The organism is Stenotrophomonas maltophilia (assembly GCF_001676385.1).
In the GTDB taxonomy this organism is placed as follows: Bacteria; Pseudomonadota; Gammaproteobacteria; order Xanthomonadales; family Xanthomonadaceae; genus Stenotrophomonas; species Stenotrophomonas maltophilia_J.
Genome location: NZ_LYVJ01000004.1, coordinates 320,111 through 338,965 on the forward strand (window position 1 = coordinate 320,111; position 18,855 = coordinate 338,965).

The 18,855-nt window shown below is 67.6% G+C and carries 17 protein-coding genes; 5 read left to right on the forward strand and 12 right to left on the reverse strand.

The features are described 5' to 3' along the window. Window positions 1-36 precede the first annotated feature (36 nt). The 8 genes from A9K58_RS07255 to A9K58_RS07290 all read right to left on the reverse strand — a co-directional run bounded on the left by A9K58_RS07255 (window position 37) and on the right by A9K58_RS07290 (window position 9,447). Window positions 37-954, reverse strand: coding sequence for a phosphoglycerate mutase (locus tag A9K58_RS07255; RefSeq protein ID WP_065198708.1), 918 nt, complete (start codon window positions 952-954; stop codon window positions 37-39). Between the two features lie 4 nt (window positions 955-958). After that, a complete protein-coding gene (gene greA / locus A9K58_RS07260) occupies window positions 959-1,423 on the reverse strand; it encodes a transcription elongation factor GreA (protein ID WP_475282632.1) in 465 nt (154 codons plus the stop codon). Window positions 1,424-1,431: 8 nt separating this feature from the next. Continuing rightward, the gene (gene carB / locus A9K58_RS07265) at window positions 1,432-4,674 is read right to left on the reverse strand and encodes a carbamoyl-phosphate synthase large subunit (RefSeq protein ID WP_065198710.1); all 3,243 of its coding nucleotides are present in this window, start codon (window positions 4,672-4,674) and stop codon (window positions 1,432-1,434) included. Window positions 4,675-4,822: 148 nt separating this feature from the next. Beyond that, window positions 4,823-5,950, reverse strand: coding sequence for a glutamine-hydrolyzing carbamoyl-phosphate synthase small subunit (gene carA / locus A9K58_RS07270; protein WP_065198711.1), 1,128 nt, complete (start codon window positions 5,948-5,950; stop codon window positions 4,823-4,825). A 326-nt stretch (window positions 5,951-6,276) separates the two neighbouring features. Further along, entirely contained in the window at window positions 6,277-7,008 is a 732-nt protein-coding gene (gene dapB, locus A9K58_RS07275) for a 4-hydroxy-tetrahydrodipicolinate reductase (protein WP_081283998.1), read from the reverse strand. A gap of 68 nt (window positions 7,009-7,076) precedes the next feature. Next, on the reverse strand, window positions 7,077-7,331 hold the full coding sequence (locus tag A9K58_RS07280; protein ID WP_065198713.1) for a DUF6587 family protein: 255 nt from the start codon (window positions 7,329-7,331) through the stop codon (window positions 7,077-7,079). Then, the gene (gene feoB, locus A9K58_RS07285; protein ID WP_065198714.1) at window positions 7,331-9,196 is read right to left on the reverse strand and encodes a ferrous iron transporter B; all 1,866 of its coding nucleotides are present in this window, start codon (window positions 9,194-9,196) and stop codon (window positions 7,331-7,333) included. Before feoB ends, A9K58_RS07280 begins: the two co-directional genes overlap by 1 nt. Further along, entirely contained in the window at window positions 9,193-9,447 is a 255-nt protein-coding gene (locus A9K58_RS07290; protein ID WP_065198715.1) for a FeoA family protein, read from the reverse strand. The genes feoB and A9K58_RS07290 overlap by 4 nt, the downstream gene beginning before the upstream one ends. A 119-nt stretch (window positions 9,448-9,566) precedes the next feature. Here A9K58_RS07290 and A9K58_RS07295 point away from each other — a divergent pair, with 119 nt between their 5' ends. From A9K58_RS07295 to yeiP, 5 genes are all read left to right on the forward strand, one after another. Further along, a complete protein-coding gene (locus A9K58_RS07295; protein WP_065198716.1) occupies window positions 9,567-10,355 on the forward strand; it encodes an enoyl-CoA hydratase/isomerase family protein in 789 nt (262 codons plus the stop codon). Window positions 10,356-10,357: 2 nt separating this feature from the next. Beyond that, a complete protein-coding gene (locus A9K58_RS07300) occupies window positions 10,358-10,759 on the forward strand; it encodes a VOC family protein (protein ID WP_065198717.1) in 402 nt (133 codons plus the stop codon). Further along, window positions 10,756-11,649: a hydroxymethylglutaryl-CoA lyase gene (locus A9K58_RS07305; protein WP_065198718.1), complete on the forward strand. Its 894-nt coding sequence runs from the start codon at window positions 10,756-10,758 to the stop codon at window positions 11,647-11,649. Before A9K58_RS07300 ends, A9K58_RS07305 begins: the two co-directional genes overlap by 4 nt. A gap of 96 nt (window positions 11,650-11,745) precedes the next feature. Beyond that, entirely contained in the window at window positions 11,746-12,516 is a 771-nt protein-coding gene (locus tag A9K58_RS07310) for an SDR family oxidoreductase (protein ID WP_065198719.1), read from the forward strand. Window positions 12,517-12,561: 45 nt separating this feature from the next. Further along, on the forward strand, window positions 12,562-13,128 hold the full coding sequence (gene yeiP / locus A9K58_RS07315; RefSeq protein ID WP_065198720.1) for an elongation factor P-like protein YeiP: 567 nt from the start codon (window positions 12,562-12,564) through the stop codon (window positions 13,126-13,128). A gap of 164 nt (window positions 13,129-13,292) precedes the next feature. On the opposite strand, the gene A9K58_RS07320 is transcribed toward yeiP, so the two are convergent. The 4 genes from A9K58_RS07320 to A9K58_RS07335 form a co-directional block, all read right to left on the reverse strand. Further along, window positions 13,293-13,982: a COG3650 family protein gene (locus A9K58_RS07320; protein WP_065198721.1), complete on the reverse strand. Its 690-nt coding sequence runs from the start codon at window positions 13,980-13,982 to the stop codon at window positions 13,293-13,295. Window positions 13,983-14,065: 83 nt separating this feature from the next. Further along, window positions 14,066-14,458, reverse strand: a complete 393-nt coding sequence (locus A9K58_RS07325; RefSeq protein ID WP_065198722.1) for a nuclear transport factor 2 family protein — start codon at window positions 14,456-14,458, stop codon at window positions 14,066-14,068. Further along, on the reverse strand, window positions 14,439-17,588 hold the full coding sequence (locus A9K58_RS07330) for a multidrug efflux RND transporter permease subunit (protein ID WP_065198723.1): 3,150 nt from the start codon (window positions 17,586-17,588) through the stop codon (window positions 14,439-14,441). The genes A9K58_RS07325 and A9K58_RS07330 overlap by 20 nt, the downstream gene beginning before the upstream one ends. Window positions 17,589-17,623: 35 nt before the next feature. Beyond that, complete coding sequence (locus tag A9K58_RS07335) at window positions 17,624-18,772, reverse strand: efflux RND transporter periplasmic adaptor subunit (protein WP_065198724.1); 1,149 nt, start codon at window positions 18,770-18,772, stop codon at window positions 17,624-17,626. Window positions 18,773-18,855 lie beyond the last annotated feature (83 nt).

The window sequence follows — 18,855 nt, forward strand, 5'->3', positions numbered from 1 at the left end:
CTACAGTAGATCCACGCCATGCGTGGATAGCCCCACTCAATCGTGGAGCTGGCGTGGCTTCTTCCAGAACTGCCAGCGCTGGCCGCGGTCCAACTGGAACTGCAGGCCGTCCTCGAAGTCCAGCACCAGCCGCTGCAGCTCGCCACGCTTCAGCGCAGCCAGCAGCGGGCGGATCGCATCGTTGCCGAGCTGCTGCAGCGAGCGCAGCTGGCGCAGATCAACCAGTGCATCCACCGCCTGTTCGCCATCCACGGCGACGCCAGCCGCCAGCGCCAGGCCCTGCAGCAGTGCGTCACGGCTGCGCACCTGCGCGTGCGGCGTGCTGACCGATACCGGCATCACGCCACCGCCCCAGAACCACAGCGAATTGATCGGCTGCTGGCCCTGCGCGGCGCGCTGCTGGTTCCAGGCATGGTTGTGCAACAGCACCTGCGCCTCTGTCATCAGCGCCCGCCAGCGGCGGCCGTCCTCGCCGTCCGGCAGGTGCGAGAACAGGTCATCGCCGAGCACCTCGTCCGGGCTGTCGAAGTCCGGCAATGCCAGGTCGATCGGAAGCCGCAGGTACCAGCGCGAGGGATCCGGCGCGTCGAGCACGAAGCCGGCATCGGCGAACAAGGGCTGCAGCACCGGCAGCAGCGCCAGGCTGTCGGCCAGCGTCGGCCGCAGCGTTTCGCCATGGGCCATCATCCGTGCGCCGTGCATGTCCGGCACCATGCAGGCCGGATCCGCACGCAGCCAGCTGGCGCCAGCAGCATCGCCGACGTCGCGCTGGCGGGTCAGTGCGGCCACCGGCCACTGCGGCGCCGCAACCGTGAAATGGCGCGACAGCTGCGCGCGTTCGCCCGGTGCGACCGGCACCGCCGTGGCGCGGCCGAGCGCACGCGCCACCTCGTCCGGCAGCGCAGCCACGGCAAAGCGGCTGCGTGGCGGCAACAGCAGGGTCGCCGTTGCCACCCGGTCAGTCCACGTAGCTGACGCTGACGATCTCGTACTCGCGCTGCCCGGCCGGGGCGTCGATCACGATCGAATCGCCTTCCAGCTTGCCGATCATCGCGCGCGCCACCGGCGAGGAAATGGCGATCAGGCCCTGCTTGATGTCCGCTTCCAGGTCGCCGACGATCTGGTACTTCTTCTCTTCGTCCGTTTCCACGTCGGCCAGGGTCACGCTGGCGCCGAACACCACCTTGGAGCCGGCATTGAGCTTGCTCACGTCGATGATCTCGGCGTGCGACAGCTCGCCCTCCAGCTGCTTGATGCGGCCTTCGATGAAGCCCTGCTCCTCGCGCGCGGCATGGTACTCGGCATTCTCCTTCAGGTCGCCATGCTCACGCGCCTCGGCGATCGCGGCAATCACCTTCGGGCGCTTGACCGACTTCAGGTGTTCCAGTTCGTCGCGCAGCTTCTGCGCGCCCTTCATCGTGATGGGGGCTCTCATGCATTCAACTCCTTGTGCAGCTCCTGCAGCGACCAGACGGGGCCGGTGCCGCGGAATTCCAGTGAATCCACCAGCGCCTTGGCGCCGGCAATGGTGGTCGAGTAGGTGACGCGATGCTGCAGTGCCTCGCGGCGGATCGAGAACGAGTCGTTGATCGCCGAACGACCCTCGGTCGTGTTGACGATGTAGACGATCTCGCCGTTCTTGATCGAGTCGACGATGTGCGGACGGCCTTCGACCACCTTGTTGATGATCTCGCAGTCCATGCCGTGCTGCTGCAGCCACGCGGCGGTGCCACGGGTGGCGACCAGGCTGTAGCCTCGCGCCAGCAGCGCCCTGGCCACCGGCAGCACGCGCTTCTTGTCCGGATCGCGCACCGAAACGAAGGCCTTGCCGACCGGCGGCGCCTTGATGCCACCGGCCTCCTGCGCACGCGCGAAGGCGGCGTTGAAGGTCCGGCCCACGCCCATCACCTCGCCGGTGGAGCGCATTTCCGGCCCAAGGATCGGATCGACGCCCTGGAACTTGGCGAACGGGAAGATCGCTTCCTTCACCGAGTAGTAGTCCGGCACGATTTCCTTGGTCGCCCCCTGCTCGGCCAAGGTCTTGCCGGCCATGCAGCGGGCGGCGATCTTGGCCAACGGCATGCCGGTGGCCTTGGACACGAACGGCACGGTGCGCGAGGCACGCGGGTTCACTTCCAGCAGGTAGATGGTATCGGCACCTTCATCGCTGGTCTGGATCGCGAACTGGGTGTTCATCAGGCCGACCACGTTCAGGGCCTTGGCCAGCTCCACCACCTGGCGGCGCAGCTCGGCCTGGGTTTCAGCCGACAGCGAGTACGGCGGCAGCGAGCACGAGGAATCGCCCGAGTGCACGCCGGCTTCTTCGATGTGCTCCATCACGCCGCCGATCAGGACGTTGCCCTGGGCATCGGCAATGATGTCGACGTCGCACTCGACGGCGTTGTCGAGGAAGCGGTCCAGCAGCACGGGCGAATCGTTGGACACCTTCACCGCGTCGCGCACGTAGCGGGCCAGGTCAGCTTCGCCGTAGACGATTTCCATCGCACGACCGCCCAGCACGTAGCTCGGGCGAACCACCAGCGGGTAACCGATCTCGCGGGCCAGCAGCAGGGCTTCCTGGTCGTTGCGGGCAATGCGGTTCGGCGGCTGCTTCAGGCCCAGCGTGTCGACCAGCTGCTGGAAGCGCTCGCGGTCCTCGGCCAGGTCGATCGAGTCCGGGCTGGTGCCGATCACCGGCACGCCGTTGGCTTCCAGCGCGCGCGCCAGCTTCAGCGGGGTCTGGCCACCGTACTGCACGATCACGCCCTTCGGCTGTTCCAGTTCGACGATCTCCAGCACGTCTTCCAGGGTCAGCGGTTCGAAGTACAGGCGATCGGAGGTGTCGTAGTCGGTCGACACGGTTTCCGGGTTGCAGTTGACCATGATGGTTTCATAGCCATCCTCGCGCAGCGCCAGTGCCGCGTGCACGCAGCAGTAGTCGAACTCGATGCCCTGGCCGATGCGGTTCGGGCCACCACCCAGGATCATGATCTTGTCGCGGTTGCTCGGTTGGGCCTCGCACTCGTCCTCGTAGGTCGAATACAGGTAGGCAGTGCCGGTGGCGAACTCGGCGGCGCAGGAATCCACGCGCTTGTAGACCGGGCGCACCTTGTGCGCACGGCGCAGGGCGCGGATGGCCGCTTCATTGGTGCCGGTCAGCTGCGCCAGGCGTGCGTCGGAGAAGCCGGCACGCTTCAGCCTGCGCAGGCGCGCAGCGTCCAGCGCATCGATGCCATCGGCGGCGACCGCCGTTTCAGCTGCGATGATTTCCTCGATCTGGTCCAGGAACCAGTGGTCGATGAACGACAGAGCGTAGATGTCCTCCACACTCATGCCGGCGCGGAACGCGTCGGCGACGAAGAACAGGCGCTCCGGGCCTGGCGCCTTGAGCTCGCGGCGCAGGGTCTGCAGGTCTTCTTCGTTGGCCAGGTCCAGGCCGGTCGGGTCGAAGCCGACCTTGCCGGTCTCCAGGCCACGCAGGGCCTTCTGCACGGACTCCTGGAAGGTGCGGCCCATCGCCATCACCTCGCCCACCGACTTCATCTGGGTGGTCAGGCGCGCGTCGGCGGCCGGGAACTTTTCGAACGCGAAGCGCGGGATCTTGGTGACGACGTAGTCGATCGCCGGCTCGAACGAGGCCGGGGTCAGGCCACCGGTGATCTCGTTCTTCAGTTCGTCCAGGGTATAGCCCACCGCCAGCTTGGCCGCGACCTTGGCGATCGGGAAGCCGGTGGCCTTGGAGGCCAGTGCCGAGGAACGCGACACGCGCGGGTTCATCTCGATCACGACCACGCGGCCGGTCTTCGGATTGATGCCGAACTGCACGTTCGAACCACCGGTATCGACGCCGATCTTGCGCAGCACGGCGATGGAGGCGTCGCGCAGGCGCTGGTATTCCTTGTCGGTCAGGGTCTGGGCCGGGGCCACGGTGATCGAGTCACCCGTGTGCACGCCCATCGGGTCGAGGTTCTCGATCGAGCAGACGATGATGCAGTTGTCCGCAGTATCGCGGACCACTTCCATCTCGAACTCCTTCCAACCCAGCACCGACTCTTCCACCAGCACTTCGGTGGTCGGCGACAGCTCGAGGCCGCGGTTGACGATCTCGACCAGCTCCTCGCGGTTGTAGGCGATGCCGCCACCGCTGCCGCCCAGGGTGAAGCTCGGGCGGATGATGGTCGGGTAGCCGACGCGGGTCTGGATCTCCAGCGCTTCGTCCAGGGTATGGGCGACGGCGGCGGTCGGGCATTCCAGGCCGATCTCGCTCATGGCCACGCGGAACAGCTCGCGGTCTTCGGCCATGCGGATCGCTTCGCGCTTGGCGCCGATCAGCTCGACGTTGTACTTCTCCAGCACGCCGTGGTCAGCCAGGTCCAGCGCGCAGTTCAGCGCGGTCTGGCCACCCATGGTCGGCAGCAGCGCGTCCGGGCGCTCCTTGTCGATGATCTTCTCGACGGTCTGCCAGTTGATCGGCTCGATGTAGACGGCGTCGGCCATCTCCGGATCGGTCATGATCGTGGCCGGGTTGCTGTTGACCAGCACTACGCGGTAACCCTCGTCGCGCAGGGCCTTGCAGGCCTGGGCACCGGAGTAGTCGAACTCACAGGCCTGGCCGATGACGATCGGGCCGGCGCCGATGATGAGGATGGTCTTGAGGTCAGTGCGCTTGGGCATTTTCTTCTCTAAGTCAGTACAGCGTGACAAGGGGGTGATCGCACGCTGTCGATCAGGAATCTTGAACCGCAACGCCGCGCCGGGGGCAGCAGCATTGCAGGGGCTTGCGGTCCATCGCGACGCCACCGGCAGGACGGTGGCGTACTGATCACGCCTTGGCCTGCTCCATCAGCACCACGAAACGGTCAAACAGCGGACCCACGTCATGCGGGCCCGGCGAGGCTTCCGGATGGCCCTGGAACGAGAACGCCGGCACGTCGGTGCGGGCAATGCCCTGGTTGGTGCCATCGAACAGCGAACGGTGGGTCACGCGCAGGGTCGGCGGCAGGGTCGCTTCATCGACGGCGAAGCCGTGGTTCTGCGAGGTGATCATCACCCGGCCGCTGTCCAGGTCCTGCACCGGGTGGTTGGCGCCGTGATGGCCGTGGCCCATCTTGATGGTCCGCGCGCCCGAAGCCAGGCCCAGCAGCTGGTGGCCCAGGCAGATGCCGAAGGTCGGGATCTTCACGTCGATGAAGGTCCTGATCGCTTCGATGGCGTAGTCGCATGGTTCCGGGTCACCCGGGCCGTTGGACAGGAACACCCCGTCCGGCTTCAGCGCCAGCACTTCGGCGGCCGGGGTCTGGGCCGGCACCACGGTCACTTCGCAGCCGCGCTCGGCCAGCATGCGCAGGATGTTGGTCTTCACGCCGAAGTCGTAGGCCACGACCTTGAACCTGGCCGGCACGCTGACGAAGGCATTGGCATCCAGGTCCAGCTGGCCCTCGGTCCAGGTGTAGGTCTTCCCGGTGGTGACGACCTTGGCCAGATCCATGCCCTTCAGCCCCGGGAACTTGCGGGCGGCTTCCAGCGCCTTTTCCACGTCGATGTCGCCGGCCATCAGCGCGCCGTTCTGGGCGCCGCGCTCGCGCAGGATGCGGGTCAGCTTGCGGGTGTCGATGCCGGCAATGGCAACCACGCCGCGCCGGATCAGCCAGTCCTGCAGCGACACCTGGCTGCGCCAGTTGCTGGGACGGCGCGGCACGTCGCGCACGATCAGGCCGGCCGACCAGACCTTGGTGGCTTCATCATCCTGGTCGGTCATGCCGGTGTTGCCGATATGCGGATAGGTCAGCGTGACCATCTGCCGGGCGTAGGACGGATCGGTCAACACTTCCTGGTAACCGGTCATGGCGGTGTTGAACACCACCTCACCGACGGACAGGCCGGGCGCGCCTACGGATTCGCCCTCGAATACGGTGCCGTCTTCGAGGACGAGGATTGCGGCTTGGGTCACGGGAATCTCACTTTGGCTACCGAGGGGGCTGCCGAAGTCACGCCTGCGCTTCACGGAAATCCGGTTGCAAAAAAGCGCGGACGTGCGGTGCGGGACCGGTCCGGCTTTCGTGATTCGGCGAGTGCGAATTGTAGCGCCGCCGGGGCGCCCGCGCCAGCAGTTGTCACGCTGGATGAACAGGCGATTGCACATTCATTTCAATACGCCTGCGTGTGCAAAGCGGTGGCGCCGGGGTCGGATCGCTTTTCCTGCCGGAAAAAGGCGCTGACCCATCGGCGGTTCGGGGTCAGGGCCCTTTCCGATGGGAAGGGATCCGGCCCCACGGGTCAGCCCGCCGGCCCATCCAGCAGATCGCGCACCCGGTAGCTGCCCACGGCCCGGCCGTGCAGCTGGCGGGCGGCAAACAGGGCACCGCGGGCGAAGATGTCGCGATTGGTGGCCCGATGCACCAGTTCGATGCGCTCGCCCGGCCCGGTGAACTGGACCAGATGCTCGCCGACGATGTCTCCGGCACGCAGGCTGGCGTAGTGCGGCGCCGCCCCACCCCGCTGCGCGGCCGCGCCCAGGCTCAGCGCGGTGCCCGAGGGCGCATCCTTCTTCTGCGTGTGGTGCGATTCGACGATGTCGCAGTCCCAGCCGGCCAGCGCCTGGGCCGCGCGCTCGACCAGTTCGTCCAGCACCGCCACGCCCAGGCTGAAGTTGGAGGCCCAGACCAGCGGGATCTTCGCCGCCGCCGCCTCCAGCGCCCGCCGCTGCTCGCTGGAGATCCCGGTGGTGCCCGACACCAGCCCCGCGCTACGTTCCACGCATAGCGCCAGCATCGGGTCGAAACCTTCCGGCAGGCTGAAATCGATCGCCACGTCGAACGCCGGCGCACCGGGCAGCTCGCTGGCAGCAAAGAACGGCACACCGTCGACCACGCGCTGGGCCGGAGCACGGCCGGTCACCGCGGCCACGACCTGCAGGGTTTCGGGTTGTGCGGCGGCCAGCCGCAGCAGGGCCTGGCCCATGCGCCCGGAAGCGCCATGAATGAGCAATCGCAAGGGAGTCTGGTTCATCCACGCAGGCTAGCGGCGCATGCTGGATCCAGCAAGAGCGCTGGATCCACGCCATGCGCGGGCAACGATCAGTGCTGCTTCGGCCGGTTCGGCCCACAGCTGTCACAGCCGCCACATGCGCCACCGCCACCGACGGCGGGCGGCGCGATCTTCCGCCCCCACGCCTGCATCCAGGGCGGCCGGGCAGGCTTGAGCAGGACCAGTGCCAGCGTGCCACGCAGCCGGCGCACGGTACCTGGAAACTGCTTCTTCAATACCACCCAGGCACTGACCAGCACGGCCACCGCGATGATCAGGTATTGCAGCAGCAGTCCACTGTCCATCAGCCGCCTCCCAGCGCCCGGGTCACCTGGTAGGTGATCAGCGCAGCCACGTACGCCGCTGCGAACAGGTACAGCGCGGCGAAGCCCATCTGCTTCCAGGAATTGGCCTCGCGCTTGATGGTGGCCAGCGTCGAGATGCACATCGGGGCGTAGATGTACCAGACCAGCAGCGACAGCGCCGTGGCCAGCGACCAGCCGTCGCTGATCAGCGGGGTCAACGCCTGGCTGGCAGCATCGTCATCGGCTGCCGACAGGGCGTACACGGTGGCCAGCGATGACACCGCCACCTCGCGCGCAGCCAGGCCCGGGATCAGCGCGATGCAGATCTGCCAGTTGAAGCCCAGCGGTGCGAAGAACACGGCCATCGCATGACCGATCTGGCCGGCGTAGCTGTAGTCGATGGCCGGCATCGTGGCACCGGCCGGAGCCTGCGGAAACGACAGCAGCACCCACAGCAGGATGGTCAGTGCCAGGATGATGCCGCCGACGCGCTTGAGGAAGATCATGCCGCGCTCGTACAGGCCCACCGCCAGGTCACGCACGTGCGGCAGGCGGTACGACGGCAGCTCCAGCATCAGCGGATGCTCGCTCCTGTCACGGCGCCACTTCTTCATGATCCACGACATCGCCAGCGCACTGAGAATGCCGGCGGCGTACAGGCCGAACAGCACCAGGCCCTGCTGGTTGAACACGCCCCACACGGTCTTCTGTGGAATGAATGCACCGATCAGCAGCGCGTACACCGGCAGGCGCGCCGAGCAGGTCATCAACGGCGCCACCAGGATCGTGGCCAGGCGGTCTCGCGGGTCCTGGATACTGCGCGTGGACATGATGCCCGGCACCGCGCAGGCGAAGCTGGACAGCAGCGGGATGAATGAGCGGCCGGACAGACCGGCGGCGGCCATCATGCGGTCCAGCAGGAATGCCGCACGCGGCAGGTAGCCGGACTCCTCCAGCACCAGGATGAAGAAGAACAGGATCAGGATCTGCGGCAGGAATACCACCACGCCGCCGACACCGGCGATGATGCCGTCGGTCAGCAGGCTGGCCAGCGGACCCTCGGGCAACACGCCGCCGACAAACTCCCCCAGCCAGGCAAAGCCGGCCTCGATGCCGTCCATCAATGGCGTCGCCCAGGCGTACACCGCCTGGAAGATCAGGAACATCACCACCGCCAGGCTGATCAGGCCGAACACCGGGTGCAGCAGCCAGCGGTCCAGCGCGTCATCGATCTTCGCGGTCCGCGCCGGCATGCGCACGGCCACCGACAGGATCTCGCGCACCTTGGCGTGATAATCAACACCGCCTTCCAGCCCCGGCACCGGTGCATCAAGGTGCGGGACCATCGCATCAAGACGCTCGACAAGGGCCCTGGCCCCCTGCTTGCGCACTGCCACGGTCTCGACCACCGGCACGCCCAGTTCGCGCTCCAGCGCGGCCACGTCCACCTGGATGCCGCGGCGCTGGGCGGCATCGACCATGTTCAGGGCCACCACCATCGGCTTGCCCAGCTCGCGCAGTTCCAGCGCGAAGCGCAGGTGCAGGCGCAGGTTGGTGGCATCGATCACGCACAGCAGCACGTCCGGCGCCGCCTCGCCCGGGTAGAAGCCCCGGCACAGGTCGCGGGTGATCGCTTCGTCGAGGCTGGCCGGCTGCAGGCTGTAGGCGCCCGGCAGGTCGAGCACGGCGAACTCGCGTCCGGATGGCGCGCGCAGCCGCCCTTCCTTGCGCTCGACGGTAACACCGGTGTAATTGGCGACCTTCTGCCGGCTGCCGGTCAATTGGTTGAACAGCGCGGTCTTGCCGCTGTTGGGGTTACCGACCAGCGCGATGCGCAGCGGACCGGTGGTGGCACTAGCAGTCATGCATGTCGTTCCTGTGGCGCAGCGTCGATCACGACGCGCTTGGCTTCGCTGATCCGCAGAGCGAACCGGGTAAACCCGACCTGCACCAGCAGTGGCTCGCCCCCCACCGGCCCCTTGGCCACAAGGCGCACCTCCTCCCCCTTGACGAAGCCCAGCTCGCGCAGGCGTCGGGCGATCGCATCGTTGGCATGAAGGTCCTGCACGGACTCGACCAGGGCCGGGGTGTGCAGCGGCAGTTCGGACAACGTCATCTAGCGAGGTCTCTGCTGGATGTAAATGGTTCTCGATTCTAACATTCCCGCGTCGCGTCATGGCCCATGACCAATGGCCCGCTATGATCCATACAGGTATGGAGTGACCCTGGAATCCCATGAACGATGCTTTGCAGATCGAGCGCAGTGGCGCCGTCCTCACCCTCTGGCTGAACAGGCCGGAACTGCACAACGCCTTCGACGCCGGCCTGATCGCCCGGTTGACCGCCGCACTGGAGGCTGCCGGCCACGATGACTCGGTGCGCGCCGTGGTGGTGGCCGGCCACGGTGCCTCCTTCTCGGCCGGTGCCGACCTGCAATGGATGCGCGGCATGGTGGCCGCCAGCGAGGCGGACAACCGCGAGGACTCGCTGGCGCTGGCGCGGCTGATGCGTACCCTTGACGAGCTGCCCAAGCCCACCCTGGCCCGTGTCCACGGCGCCGCCTTTGGCGGCGGGGTCGGCCTGGTTGCCTGCTGCGACATCGCCATCGCCAGCAGCGCGGCCCGCTTCGGCCTGACCGAAAGCCGCCTCGGGCTGCTGCCGGCGGTGATCTCGCCTTACGTGGTCGAGGCCATCGGGCCGCGCCAGGCCCGCCGCTGGTTCGCCACCGGCGAGCACTTCGACGCCGATACCGCATTGCGGATCGGCCTGGTCCACCAGCTGGTGGAGCCGGAACGGCTGGATGAGGCCGTGCAGCGCCAGCTGGCCCTGCTCGACAAGGCCGGGCCGATCGCGTCGGCGTCGGCCAAGAAGCTGGTGCGGCGGGTCTGCGACAGCCATGACCGCGATGCCCTGGACCGCGATAATGCCGCCCTGATTGCGCGCCTGCGGGTCTCCGCCGAGGGCCAGGAAGGCCTCGGCGCCTTCCTCGACAAGCGCGCCCCCCAATGGGTCACGGAAGCCTGAACATGCTCGATCATCTTGGTTTGACCAGCGCCGACCTGGCGCGCAGCAAGACCTTCTTCCTGCAGGCACTGGCGCCCTTGCAGATCGGCGTAGTGATGGAAGTGACCGCCGAACAGACCGGCGACCACGACCACATCGGCTTCGGCAGCGACGGCAAGCCGTACTTCTGGCTCGGCAATGGCGGCACCCCCAGCCACGGCGTGCATGTGGCCTTCGCCTGCGCCAACCGCGCGCAGGTGGACGCCTTCCATGCCGCCGCGCTCGCCGCCGGCGGCCGCGACAACGGCGGGCCGGGCCTGCGCCCGTGGTACCACCCCGATTACTACGCCGCCTTCGTGTTCGACCCGGACGGCAATAACATCGAGGCGGTCTGCCACCGCCCCGCCGATGGGGCGGCCGCATGAGTGATTACGTCCGCATCGTCGAGGTCGGCCCCCGTGACGGCCTGCAGAACGAACAGCAGTCGGTGTCCACCGCCCACAAGATCGAACTGATCAACCGCCTCTCGGCGACCGGCCTGCGCAGCATCGAGGCGACCAGCTTCGTCAGCCCAAAGTGGATTCCGCAACTGGCCGATGCCGCCGAAGTCTACGCCGGCATCCAGCGCCGCCCCGGCATCCACTACCCGGTACTGGTGCCGAATGAACAGGGCTACGACCGCGCCCGCGCGGTCGGCGTCGAGGAAGTGGCGGTGTTCACTGCCGCGTCCGAGGCGTTCAACCGAACCAACACCAATGCCGGCATCGACGAGTCGCTGGCCCGCTTCGAGCCGATCCTGCGCCGCGCCGCCGCCGATGGCGTGCGCGTGCGCGGCTACGTCTCCACTGTGCTCGGCTGCCCCTACCAGGGCGAGGTCCCACTGGCCGACGTGGTACGGGTGGCGCGCGCCCTGCACCAGATGGGCTGTTACGAAATCTCGCTGGGCGACACCATCGGCGTCGGCACCCCACGCAAGGCACGGGCGATGCTGCAGGCGGTCGCTGCCGAGATTCCGATGGAGGCATTGGCCGTGCACTTCCACGACACGTATGGCCAGGCCGTCGCCAACATCGCCTCCTGCCTGGAAGAAGGCGTGCGCGTGGTCGACAGCGCGGTGTCCGGCGCGGGTGGCTGCCCGTATGCCAAGGGCGCAAGCGGCAATGTTGCCAGCGAGGACGTGGTCTACCTGCTGCAGGGTCTGGGCCTGGACAGCGGAGTGGACCTGCCGGCGCTGGCCGAGACCGGCCGCTGGCTGGCCGGCCTGCTCGGCCGCGCCACCGCCAGCCGTACCGGGCAGGCACTGGCGGCCGTTTGATTGCCCGCTGCGCCGCCCCGCGGCGGCGCAGTGCACAACGGCGGGCAGCACGGCTTCCGTTAGAATCGGCGGTTCTCGAACCTGCAGGACCGTGCAATGCAGCTGTCTTCCGTACGTGCCGTGATCACTGGCGGCGTCTCCGGCCTCGGCCTGGCCGTGGCCGAACACCTCGTCGCACAGGGCGGCAAGGTAGCCTTGTTCGACCTCAACGACGACAAGGGCGCGGCCGCCGTTGCCGGCCTGGGCGCCGATCGGGCCCGCTATTTCAACGTAAACGTCAGCGATGAAGCAGCCGTGGCCGCGGCCATCGACCACGCCCACGCTTTCCTCGGCGGCCTGAATGTGGCCATCAACTGTGCCGGCATCCTTGGCGCCGGCCGCGTGCTCGGCAAGGAAGGCCCGATGCCGCTGGCAGGATTCCAGGGCACGGTCATGGTCAACCTGGTCGGCAGCTTCAATGTCGCCAAGGCCGCGGCCAATCGCATGCAGCACAACGATCCCGGCACCGACGGCGAGCGTGGCGTGATCGTCAACACTGCCAGCATCGCCGCCTACGAGGGCCAGATCGGCCAGGCCGCGTATGCCGCCAGCAAGGGCGGTGTCGTGTCGATGACGCTGCCGATGGCGCGCGAACTGTCGCGATTCGGCATCCGCGTCAACACCATCGCTCCGGGCGTGTTCTGGACGCCGATGGTCGACGGCATGCCCGAAGCCGTGCAGCAGTCACTGGCCGCTTCGATTCCGTTCCCGTCGCGGCTGGGCAAGCCGGAAGACTTCGCCAGCCTGGTCGGCTTCATCCTCGGCAACACCTATCTCAACGGCGAGACCATCCGCCTGGACGGCGCTACCCGCCTCGCTCCGAAGTGATTCCCCCGGGCGCCGGGAAGGCGCTCCCCCTGACAGACACACACCATGAAAGCCAGCGACATCAAGAAGGGCAACGTCGTCGAATACAACAACGGCGTCTACCAGATCCGCGACATCGAGCGCAGCTCGCCACAGGGCCGCGGCGGCAACGTGCGTTTCCGCTTCATCATGTACAGCGTGCCGGGCGGCAACAAGCTCGACGCCAGCTTCGACGCCGACGACAACCTGGTCGAGGTCGAGCTGCTGCGCCGCCAGTCCACTTATTCGTACAAGGATGGCGATGCCTTCGTGTTCCTCGATGACGAGGACTACACCCCCTACACCCTGGATGCGGACGTGATCGGCGATGACGCCGGCTACATCACCGACGGCCTGACCGGCATCTACGTGCAGGTGATCGACGAGCAGCCGGTCGCCATCCAGCTGCCGGCATCGGTGGTACTGGAAGTGATCGAGACCCCGCCGGAACTGAAGGGCGGCACCGCCACCAAGCGTCCGAAGCCGGCCAAGCTCAACACCGGTATCGAAATCATGGTGCCGGAGTACATCGCCAACGGCGAGCGGGTGCTGGTGAACACCGCCACCGGCGAGTTCGCCGGTCGTGCCGACTGAGCGCCCCACCCGGGTCGTCTGCCTGTCCCTGCCTGCGGCGCGTTCGCCGCGGGCAGCGGACAGCGCATTGGTGACGGCAGTCGTGTAGAGCCGAGCCCATGCTCGGCTGCCGTGCCTGCCCCGCGCGCAACGCAGCCGAACGTGGGCCCGGCCCTGCAGATGACTTACTGTTTCGCGCCGAAATTGCCGCAGCCGTGGTACTGGCGGGTACCGACGGTCAGCATCACCTTGGCTTCGAACGCCTCGCCACTCATGTCGTCCTGGCAGGTGGTGCGCTGGAAGCTCAGCTTGACGTCGGTACCATCGGACGCCTTCCCGCTCCAGCCATCAGCCCCTTGGGTGGGCTTGGCCACGTCGAAACGGCGCTCGCCATAATCCACTTCCACCTGCAGGCCCGGCGCATCGCCGTCGACGATCGCAAGCCAGCCGGGTTCATTGCCGGTTGCACGGAACGCGGCATTGCCGGCACTGCCATCACCTTCGGCGGCTTCCACCGCATGGCACTCGCGTTCCGCCTCGCCCTTCAGGCTCAGCAGGCCGTCATCGCGGCCCCTGGTCCAGAAGCTGTTGCCTTGGCCATCGCCGTACTTCGCGCCGGATGCCGCACGCTCGGAGGTCATGGAGAGGGTGCGTTCGCCGATCACCACCGTGGCCGCATCCCCGCCGTTGAAAGTGGCGCGCACGCTCAGGTCACCACACTGATAGGTGGTCTGGCTGCCACCCTCGCTGCTGGCGCTCGGTTGTGGCGCGGCAGGCGGGGCGTCGCTGCCGCCCGCAGCGGGTGCCTGGGTCGGCTGGCACGCAGCCAGAACCAACCCAAGGGAGGCTGCCAACAGACTGGGAACTACACGCATGGCTCGACTCCTTGTCGACACTACAGAGATGCTCGACCCTACCACCTGACGGTGAGCGGGGCCTGAAAGCGGCCTGACCGCGCTTACGCGGCCAGCACCGCCATCGCCAGCAGCTGTGCGCCGCTTCCGCCGGAGCTGCAGGTCCACACCCGCAACAGGCGCAGTTCCAGCTCGCGCTCCCGGTCCTGCTGCCGCACGGACAACCGCACGTCGCTGGACAGCAACGCCAGGCGGCCACACAGCAGCGTTTCCACCGCGCACGATTGCAGGCTCCGCACCTGCAGGTTTCCTGCCAGCCAGTCGCCCAGCCATGGCAGATCGAGCATGCGCCCGCCCTGCCCGTCCATCATGAACAATGCCGGCGATACCAGCACGCTCAGCGCATCCTGGTCATGCTCCAGCAGCGCCGTGCACAAGCGCTGCTCCAGCGCCATCAACTGCCGCGCGTGCAGATCTTCAACGATGTTCCGTTCCATCCACGATTCCTTCCGGCATCGGCCGGCGCCTGCGCAGGCATTGCGCGATCCACCGCCACGCGCCCTGCACCACTACATAGAAGACCGGCACGAAGAACACCGCCAGCACGGTCGCACTGACCATGCCGCCGAATACACCGGTTCCAATCGCCTGCTGGGTTTCCTTCGACGCGCCCTGCGCCAGCATCAGCGGCACCACGCCCAGCGCGAACGCCAGCGAGGTCATCACGATCGGCCGCAGGCGCAGCCGCGCCGCTTCCAACGCGGCCTCGACCAGGCCGCGGCCCTGCTGCTGCAACTGGCGGGCAAACTCGACGATGAGGATCGCGTTCTTCGCCGACAGCCCGATCACGGTGATCATGCCGACCTTGAAGAACACATCGTTGGGCATACCGCGCAACAACACGGCAGCAACCGCACCGAGCAGGCCCAGTGGCACCACCAGCAGCACCGCCAGCGGGATCGACCAGCTCTCGTACAGCGCCGCCAGCACCAGGAACACCACCAGCATCGACAACAACAACAGCCATGGCGCCTGTTGCCCCGACTCGCGCTCCTGCAGCGACTGGCTGGTCCACTGCAGGGCAAATCCGGATGGCAGCTTCTCCGCCAATCGCTCCATCTCCGCCATGGCCTGGCCGGTCGATACGCCGGAAGCCGGTGCACCGGACAGGTTCAACGCTGGGAAGCCGAGATAGCGCTGCAGTTGCAGCGGCGCCTCGGTCCAGCGCGGGGTCACCAGTTCGGACAGCGCCACCATGCCGCCTTCGCTATTGCGCACGTACAGCCTGAGCACGTCATCCAGCTCCATCCGGTGCGGCGCGTCGGCCTGCAGGATCACCTGCTGCAAGCGCCCCTTGTTGGGAAAGTCGTTGACGTACTGCGAGCCCATTGCTGCCGACAGGGTGTTGCTGATGTCGCTGAAGCCCACCCCCATCGCCTCGGCCTTGGCACGGTCGATGTCCAGCTGCACGCTGGTGCCGGCCGGCAGGCCATCGGCATGCACCTCCGACAGCAATGGGCTGGCCTCGGCCAGCTTCAACAGCTGCTGCAGCGCCGCGCGCAGTTCCGCCTGGCTCTGCCCGGTGCGCGCCTGCAGGGCCAGCGAGAAGCCGGACGACCGGCCAAGGCTGTCGATGGCCGGCGGCATCACGCTCATGACTTCACCCTCGGCGACCGTGGACATTGCCTTCTGCGCGGCCTCCACTTCACCGGCCGCAGTGGCACCTGCGCGCTCGCCCCAGTCCTTCAGCATGGTGTAGGCCAGCGCCGCGCTCGGGCCGGACCCGGAGAAGCTGTAGCCAAGGATCGACTGGTTGGAGCCGATGCCCGGCCGCGAGGCCACGTGCCGTTCGTAGGTTTCTACCACCGCCAGCGTGCGTTCGGCCGTCGCTTCGGCTGGCAACTGGATCGAGGTCATGAAGTAACCCTGGTCCTCTTCCGGCAGGAACGCGCCCGGCAGCCAGTGCAGGCCCAGCAGCAACGCCGCCACCAGTGCGGCGAACACGCCCATCACCCGCCCGCTCCGCTGCAGCACCGAGGCCACGCCGCGCTGGTAGCGCCCGGTCATCTTCCCGAAACCACGATTGAATGCACCGAACAGCCCGCCACGGCCATGGTGCCCACGCGTGTTCGCGCGCAGCAGGGTCGCGCACAGTGCCGGCGTCAGGCTCAACGCCAGCACGGCCGAGAACAGGATCGACACCGCCATCGCCACGGTGAACTGGCGGTAGATCGCACCCACCGAACCGCTGGCCAGCGCCATCGGAATGAACACCGCGGTCAGCACCAGGGTGATGCCGATCACCGCGCCAGTAAGCTCGCCCATCGCCTTGATGGTGGCCTCGCGCGGTGGCAGCCCTTCTTCGGCCATGATCCGTTCCACGCCCTCGACCACCACGATCGCATCGTCGACGATGATGCCGATCGCCAGCACCATGCCGAACATGGTCAGCACGTTGATCGAGAAGCCCAGCGCCAGCATCACCGCGAACGTACCCAATAGTGCGATCGGCGCGACCATGGCCGGAATCAGCGTGTAGCGCCAGTTCTGCAGGAACAGGTACATCACCGCGAACACCAGCAGCATCGCTTCCAGCAGCGTCTGTACCACCTTCTGGATCGAGATCTTCACGAAGGGTGCGGTGTCGAACGGGATGCTCGACTCCACCCCTCGCGGCAGCAGCGGTGCCAGTTCGGCCATGCGCTCGCGCACCGCAGCGGCGGTACGCACCGCATTCGCGCCCGGGCGCAGCTGTACACCGGCAGCGGTGGCCGGATGGCCATCCTCGCGGGTGCCCCAGGCATAGCTCTGCGCACCCAGCTCGACGCGGGCGACGTCACCCAGCACGACGCGTGAACCGTCGGCCCCTGCGCGCAGCACGATGGCCGCGAACTGTTCCGGCGTGGACAGCTGGCCATCGGCACTGAGCGGCACGCTGATGCGCTGGCCCGGCACGCTTGGCGAATCGCCGATGCGCCCCGGTGAGATCTCCAGGTTCTGCTGCTCGATGGCGGCGGCCACGTCTCCCATGCTCAGCCCGTAGCCGGTCAACCGCGTCGGATCCAGCCACACGCGCATCGCCTGCTCGGCGCCGAACAGCTGCACGCGGCCGACACCCTCGATGCGGCGCAGCTCTTCGATGATGTTGCGTGCCATGAAGTCCCCCAGCGCCGCCTCGCTGACGCTGGCATCAGGCGAACGCAGGCCAACCAGCATCAGGAAGCCGGAATCGGCGGCTTCCACGAACAGGCCGTTCTGGCGCACGCTGCGCGGCAGGCGCGGCTCGATCGCCTTGATCCGGTTCTGCACGTCCACCTGCGCCAGCTCCGGGTCGGTACCCGGCTTGAAGGTCGCAGTGATCGAGGCTTCGCCGGAGGTGTCCACCGACGATTCGAAGTACAGCAGGTGCTTGACGCTGGACAGCTCGCGCTCGATCAGGCCGACCACCGCATCATTCAGCGTCTGCGGGCTCGCACCCGGGTAGCTGGCGTAGATGCTGACGCTGGGAGGTGCGACCGCCGGATACCGCTCCACGGCCAGGCGCGGGAGCGCCAATGCGCCGGCCAGGATGATGAAGATCGCCAGGACCCAGGCGAACACCGGGCGATCGATGAAGAAACGTGCCATTTTGGATTTTCCTGGAGGGGCCGGCCCGGGGGGCCTCAGCCCTTGCTGCCGGCCTGCATTGCACCGGCGCCGGCGACCGGCCCCTGCCAGTCGCGCGCATCAACCGCTACGCCCTCCTGCAAGCGTTCCTGGCCTTCAACCACTACCCTTTCACCCGCCTTCAGGCCGGTGCGCACCAGCCACTGGCGGTCGACGCTGCCATCGACCTCCAGCGTGCGGATCACCGCCTTGCCGTCGTTGGCGATCACCCACGCATAGGCCTGCCCGCCGGCGCTGCGCAGCACGGCCTGCTGCGGTACGGTCAACGCAGTGGCCGGGGCACCACGTGGTACCCGTGCGCGTACGTACATGCCGGGCAGCAGCTGGCGATGCGGATTGCCGACCAGGACGCGAAGGATCACGTCCCCGGTGCGCGCGTCCACGTTGATTCCGGAGAACAGCAGCTGGCCGCGCTCGGCGAGCGGCTGGCCGGCCGGGCCGATGATCGTCACCGGCAGCTCACCGCGTCCGGCAGCACTGCGCTGCAGCGACGCCAACTGCGCGGCGGGCTGGCGCACGTCGACGTAGACCTGGTCGATCTGCTGCACCACGGCCATCGGCTCGGCATCGGCAACGCCGACCAGCGCACCTTCGGTGACCAGTGCCTGATCGATGCGGCCGGCAATCGGCGCGCTGACCGTGGCGTAGCGCAGGTCGAGCTGGCGACGGGCGAGGACCGCGCGTGCCTCGTTCACGGCCGCACGCGCCTGCACGTACTCGGCGTCCGCGTCATCGCGCTGCTGCTGGCTGACCGCTTGCGCGGCGGCCAACGCATGCAGGCGCTGCGACTGCACGCGGCTGCGGGCCAGCGCGGCTTCACTGCGCTGCAGCGCGGCGAGCGCCGAATCGACGTCGGCCCGGAACGCCGCCGGATCGATCTGGAACAAGGGTTGTCCGGCACTCACTTCGGCCCCCTGCTCGAACAGGCGGCGCTGCACGATGCCACCCACCTGGGCGCGGATCTGCGCGGTTCGGACGGCGGCCACGCGGCCAGGCAGTTCGTCATCGCGCTGCACCATCCGCGGGCCGGCGGTAACCACGCTGACGCGCGGTGCAGGATCGGGAGTGGCTTCGGGGGGGGAACAGGCCGTCGTGGCCAGGGCGAGGGCCGCGATCAACGCGACCGGAGTCCTGAAGGTTCTCATTGCTGTGCACAATGCCGCGCAGGCGGCGGATAGGTTCTGAGGCGCGCAGTGTGCGCGGCGATGATGGGGTTTCGATGGAGGGA

Coding starts and splice junctions, on each gene's coding strand:
- carB (WP_065198710.1), bottom strand. CDS start 4,674: ATGCCCAAGCGCACTGACCTCAAGACCATCCTCATCATCGGCGCCGGC.
- dapB (WP_081283998.1), bottom strand. CDS start 7,008: ATGAACCAGACTCCCTTGCGATTGCTCATTCATGGCGCTTCCGGGCGC.
- A9K58_RS07280 (WP_065198713.1), bottom strand. CDS start 7,331: ATGGACAGTGGACTGCTGCTGCAATACCTGATCATCGCGGTGGCCGTG.
- feoB (WP_065198714.1), bottom strand. CDS start 9,196: ATGACTGCTAGTGCCACCACCGGTCCGCTGCGCATCGCGCTGGTCGGT.
- A9K58_RS07290 (WP_065198715.1), bottom strand. CDS start 9,447: ATGACGTTGTCCGAACTGCCGCTGCACACCCCGGCCCTGGTCGAGTCC.
- A9K58_RS07295 (WP_065198716.1), top strand. CDS start 9,567: ATGAACGATGCTTTGCAGATCGAGCGCAGTGGCGCCGTCCTCACCCTC.
- A9K58_RS07300 (WP_065198717.1), top strand. CDS start 10,358: ATGCTCGATCATCTTGGTTTGACCAGCGCCGACCTGGCGCGCAGCAAG.
- A9K58_RS07305 (WP_065198718.1), top strand. CDS start 10,756: ATGAGTGATTACGTCCGCATCGTCGAGGTCGGCCCCCGTGACGGCCTG.
- A9K58_RS07310 (WP_065198719.1), top strand. CDS start 11,746: ATGCAGCTGTCTTCCGTACGTGCCGTGATCACTGGCGGCGTCTCCGGC.
- yeiP (WP_065198720.1), top strand. CDS start 12,562: ATGAAAGCCAGCGACATCAAGAAGGGCAACGTCGTCGAATACAACAAC.
- A9K58_RS07320 (WP_065198721.1), bottom strand. CDS start 13,982: ATGCGTGTAGTTCCCAGTCTGTTGGCAGCCTCCCTTGGGTTGGTTCTG.
- A9K58_RS07325 (WP_065198722.1), bottom strand. CDS start 14,458: ATGGAACGGAACATCGTTGAAGATCTGCACGCGCGGCAGTTGATGGCG.
- A9K58_RS07330 (WP_065198723.1), bottom strand. CDS start 17,588: ATGGCACGTTTCTTCATCGATCGCCCGGTGTTCGCCTGGGTCCTGGCG.
- A9K58_RS07335 (WP_065198724.1), bottom strand. CDS start 18,772: ATGAGAACCTTCAGGACTCCGGTCGCGTTGATCGCGGCCCTCGCCCTG.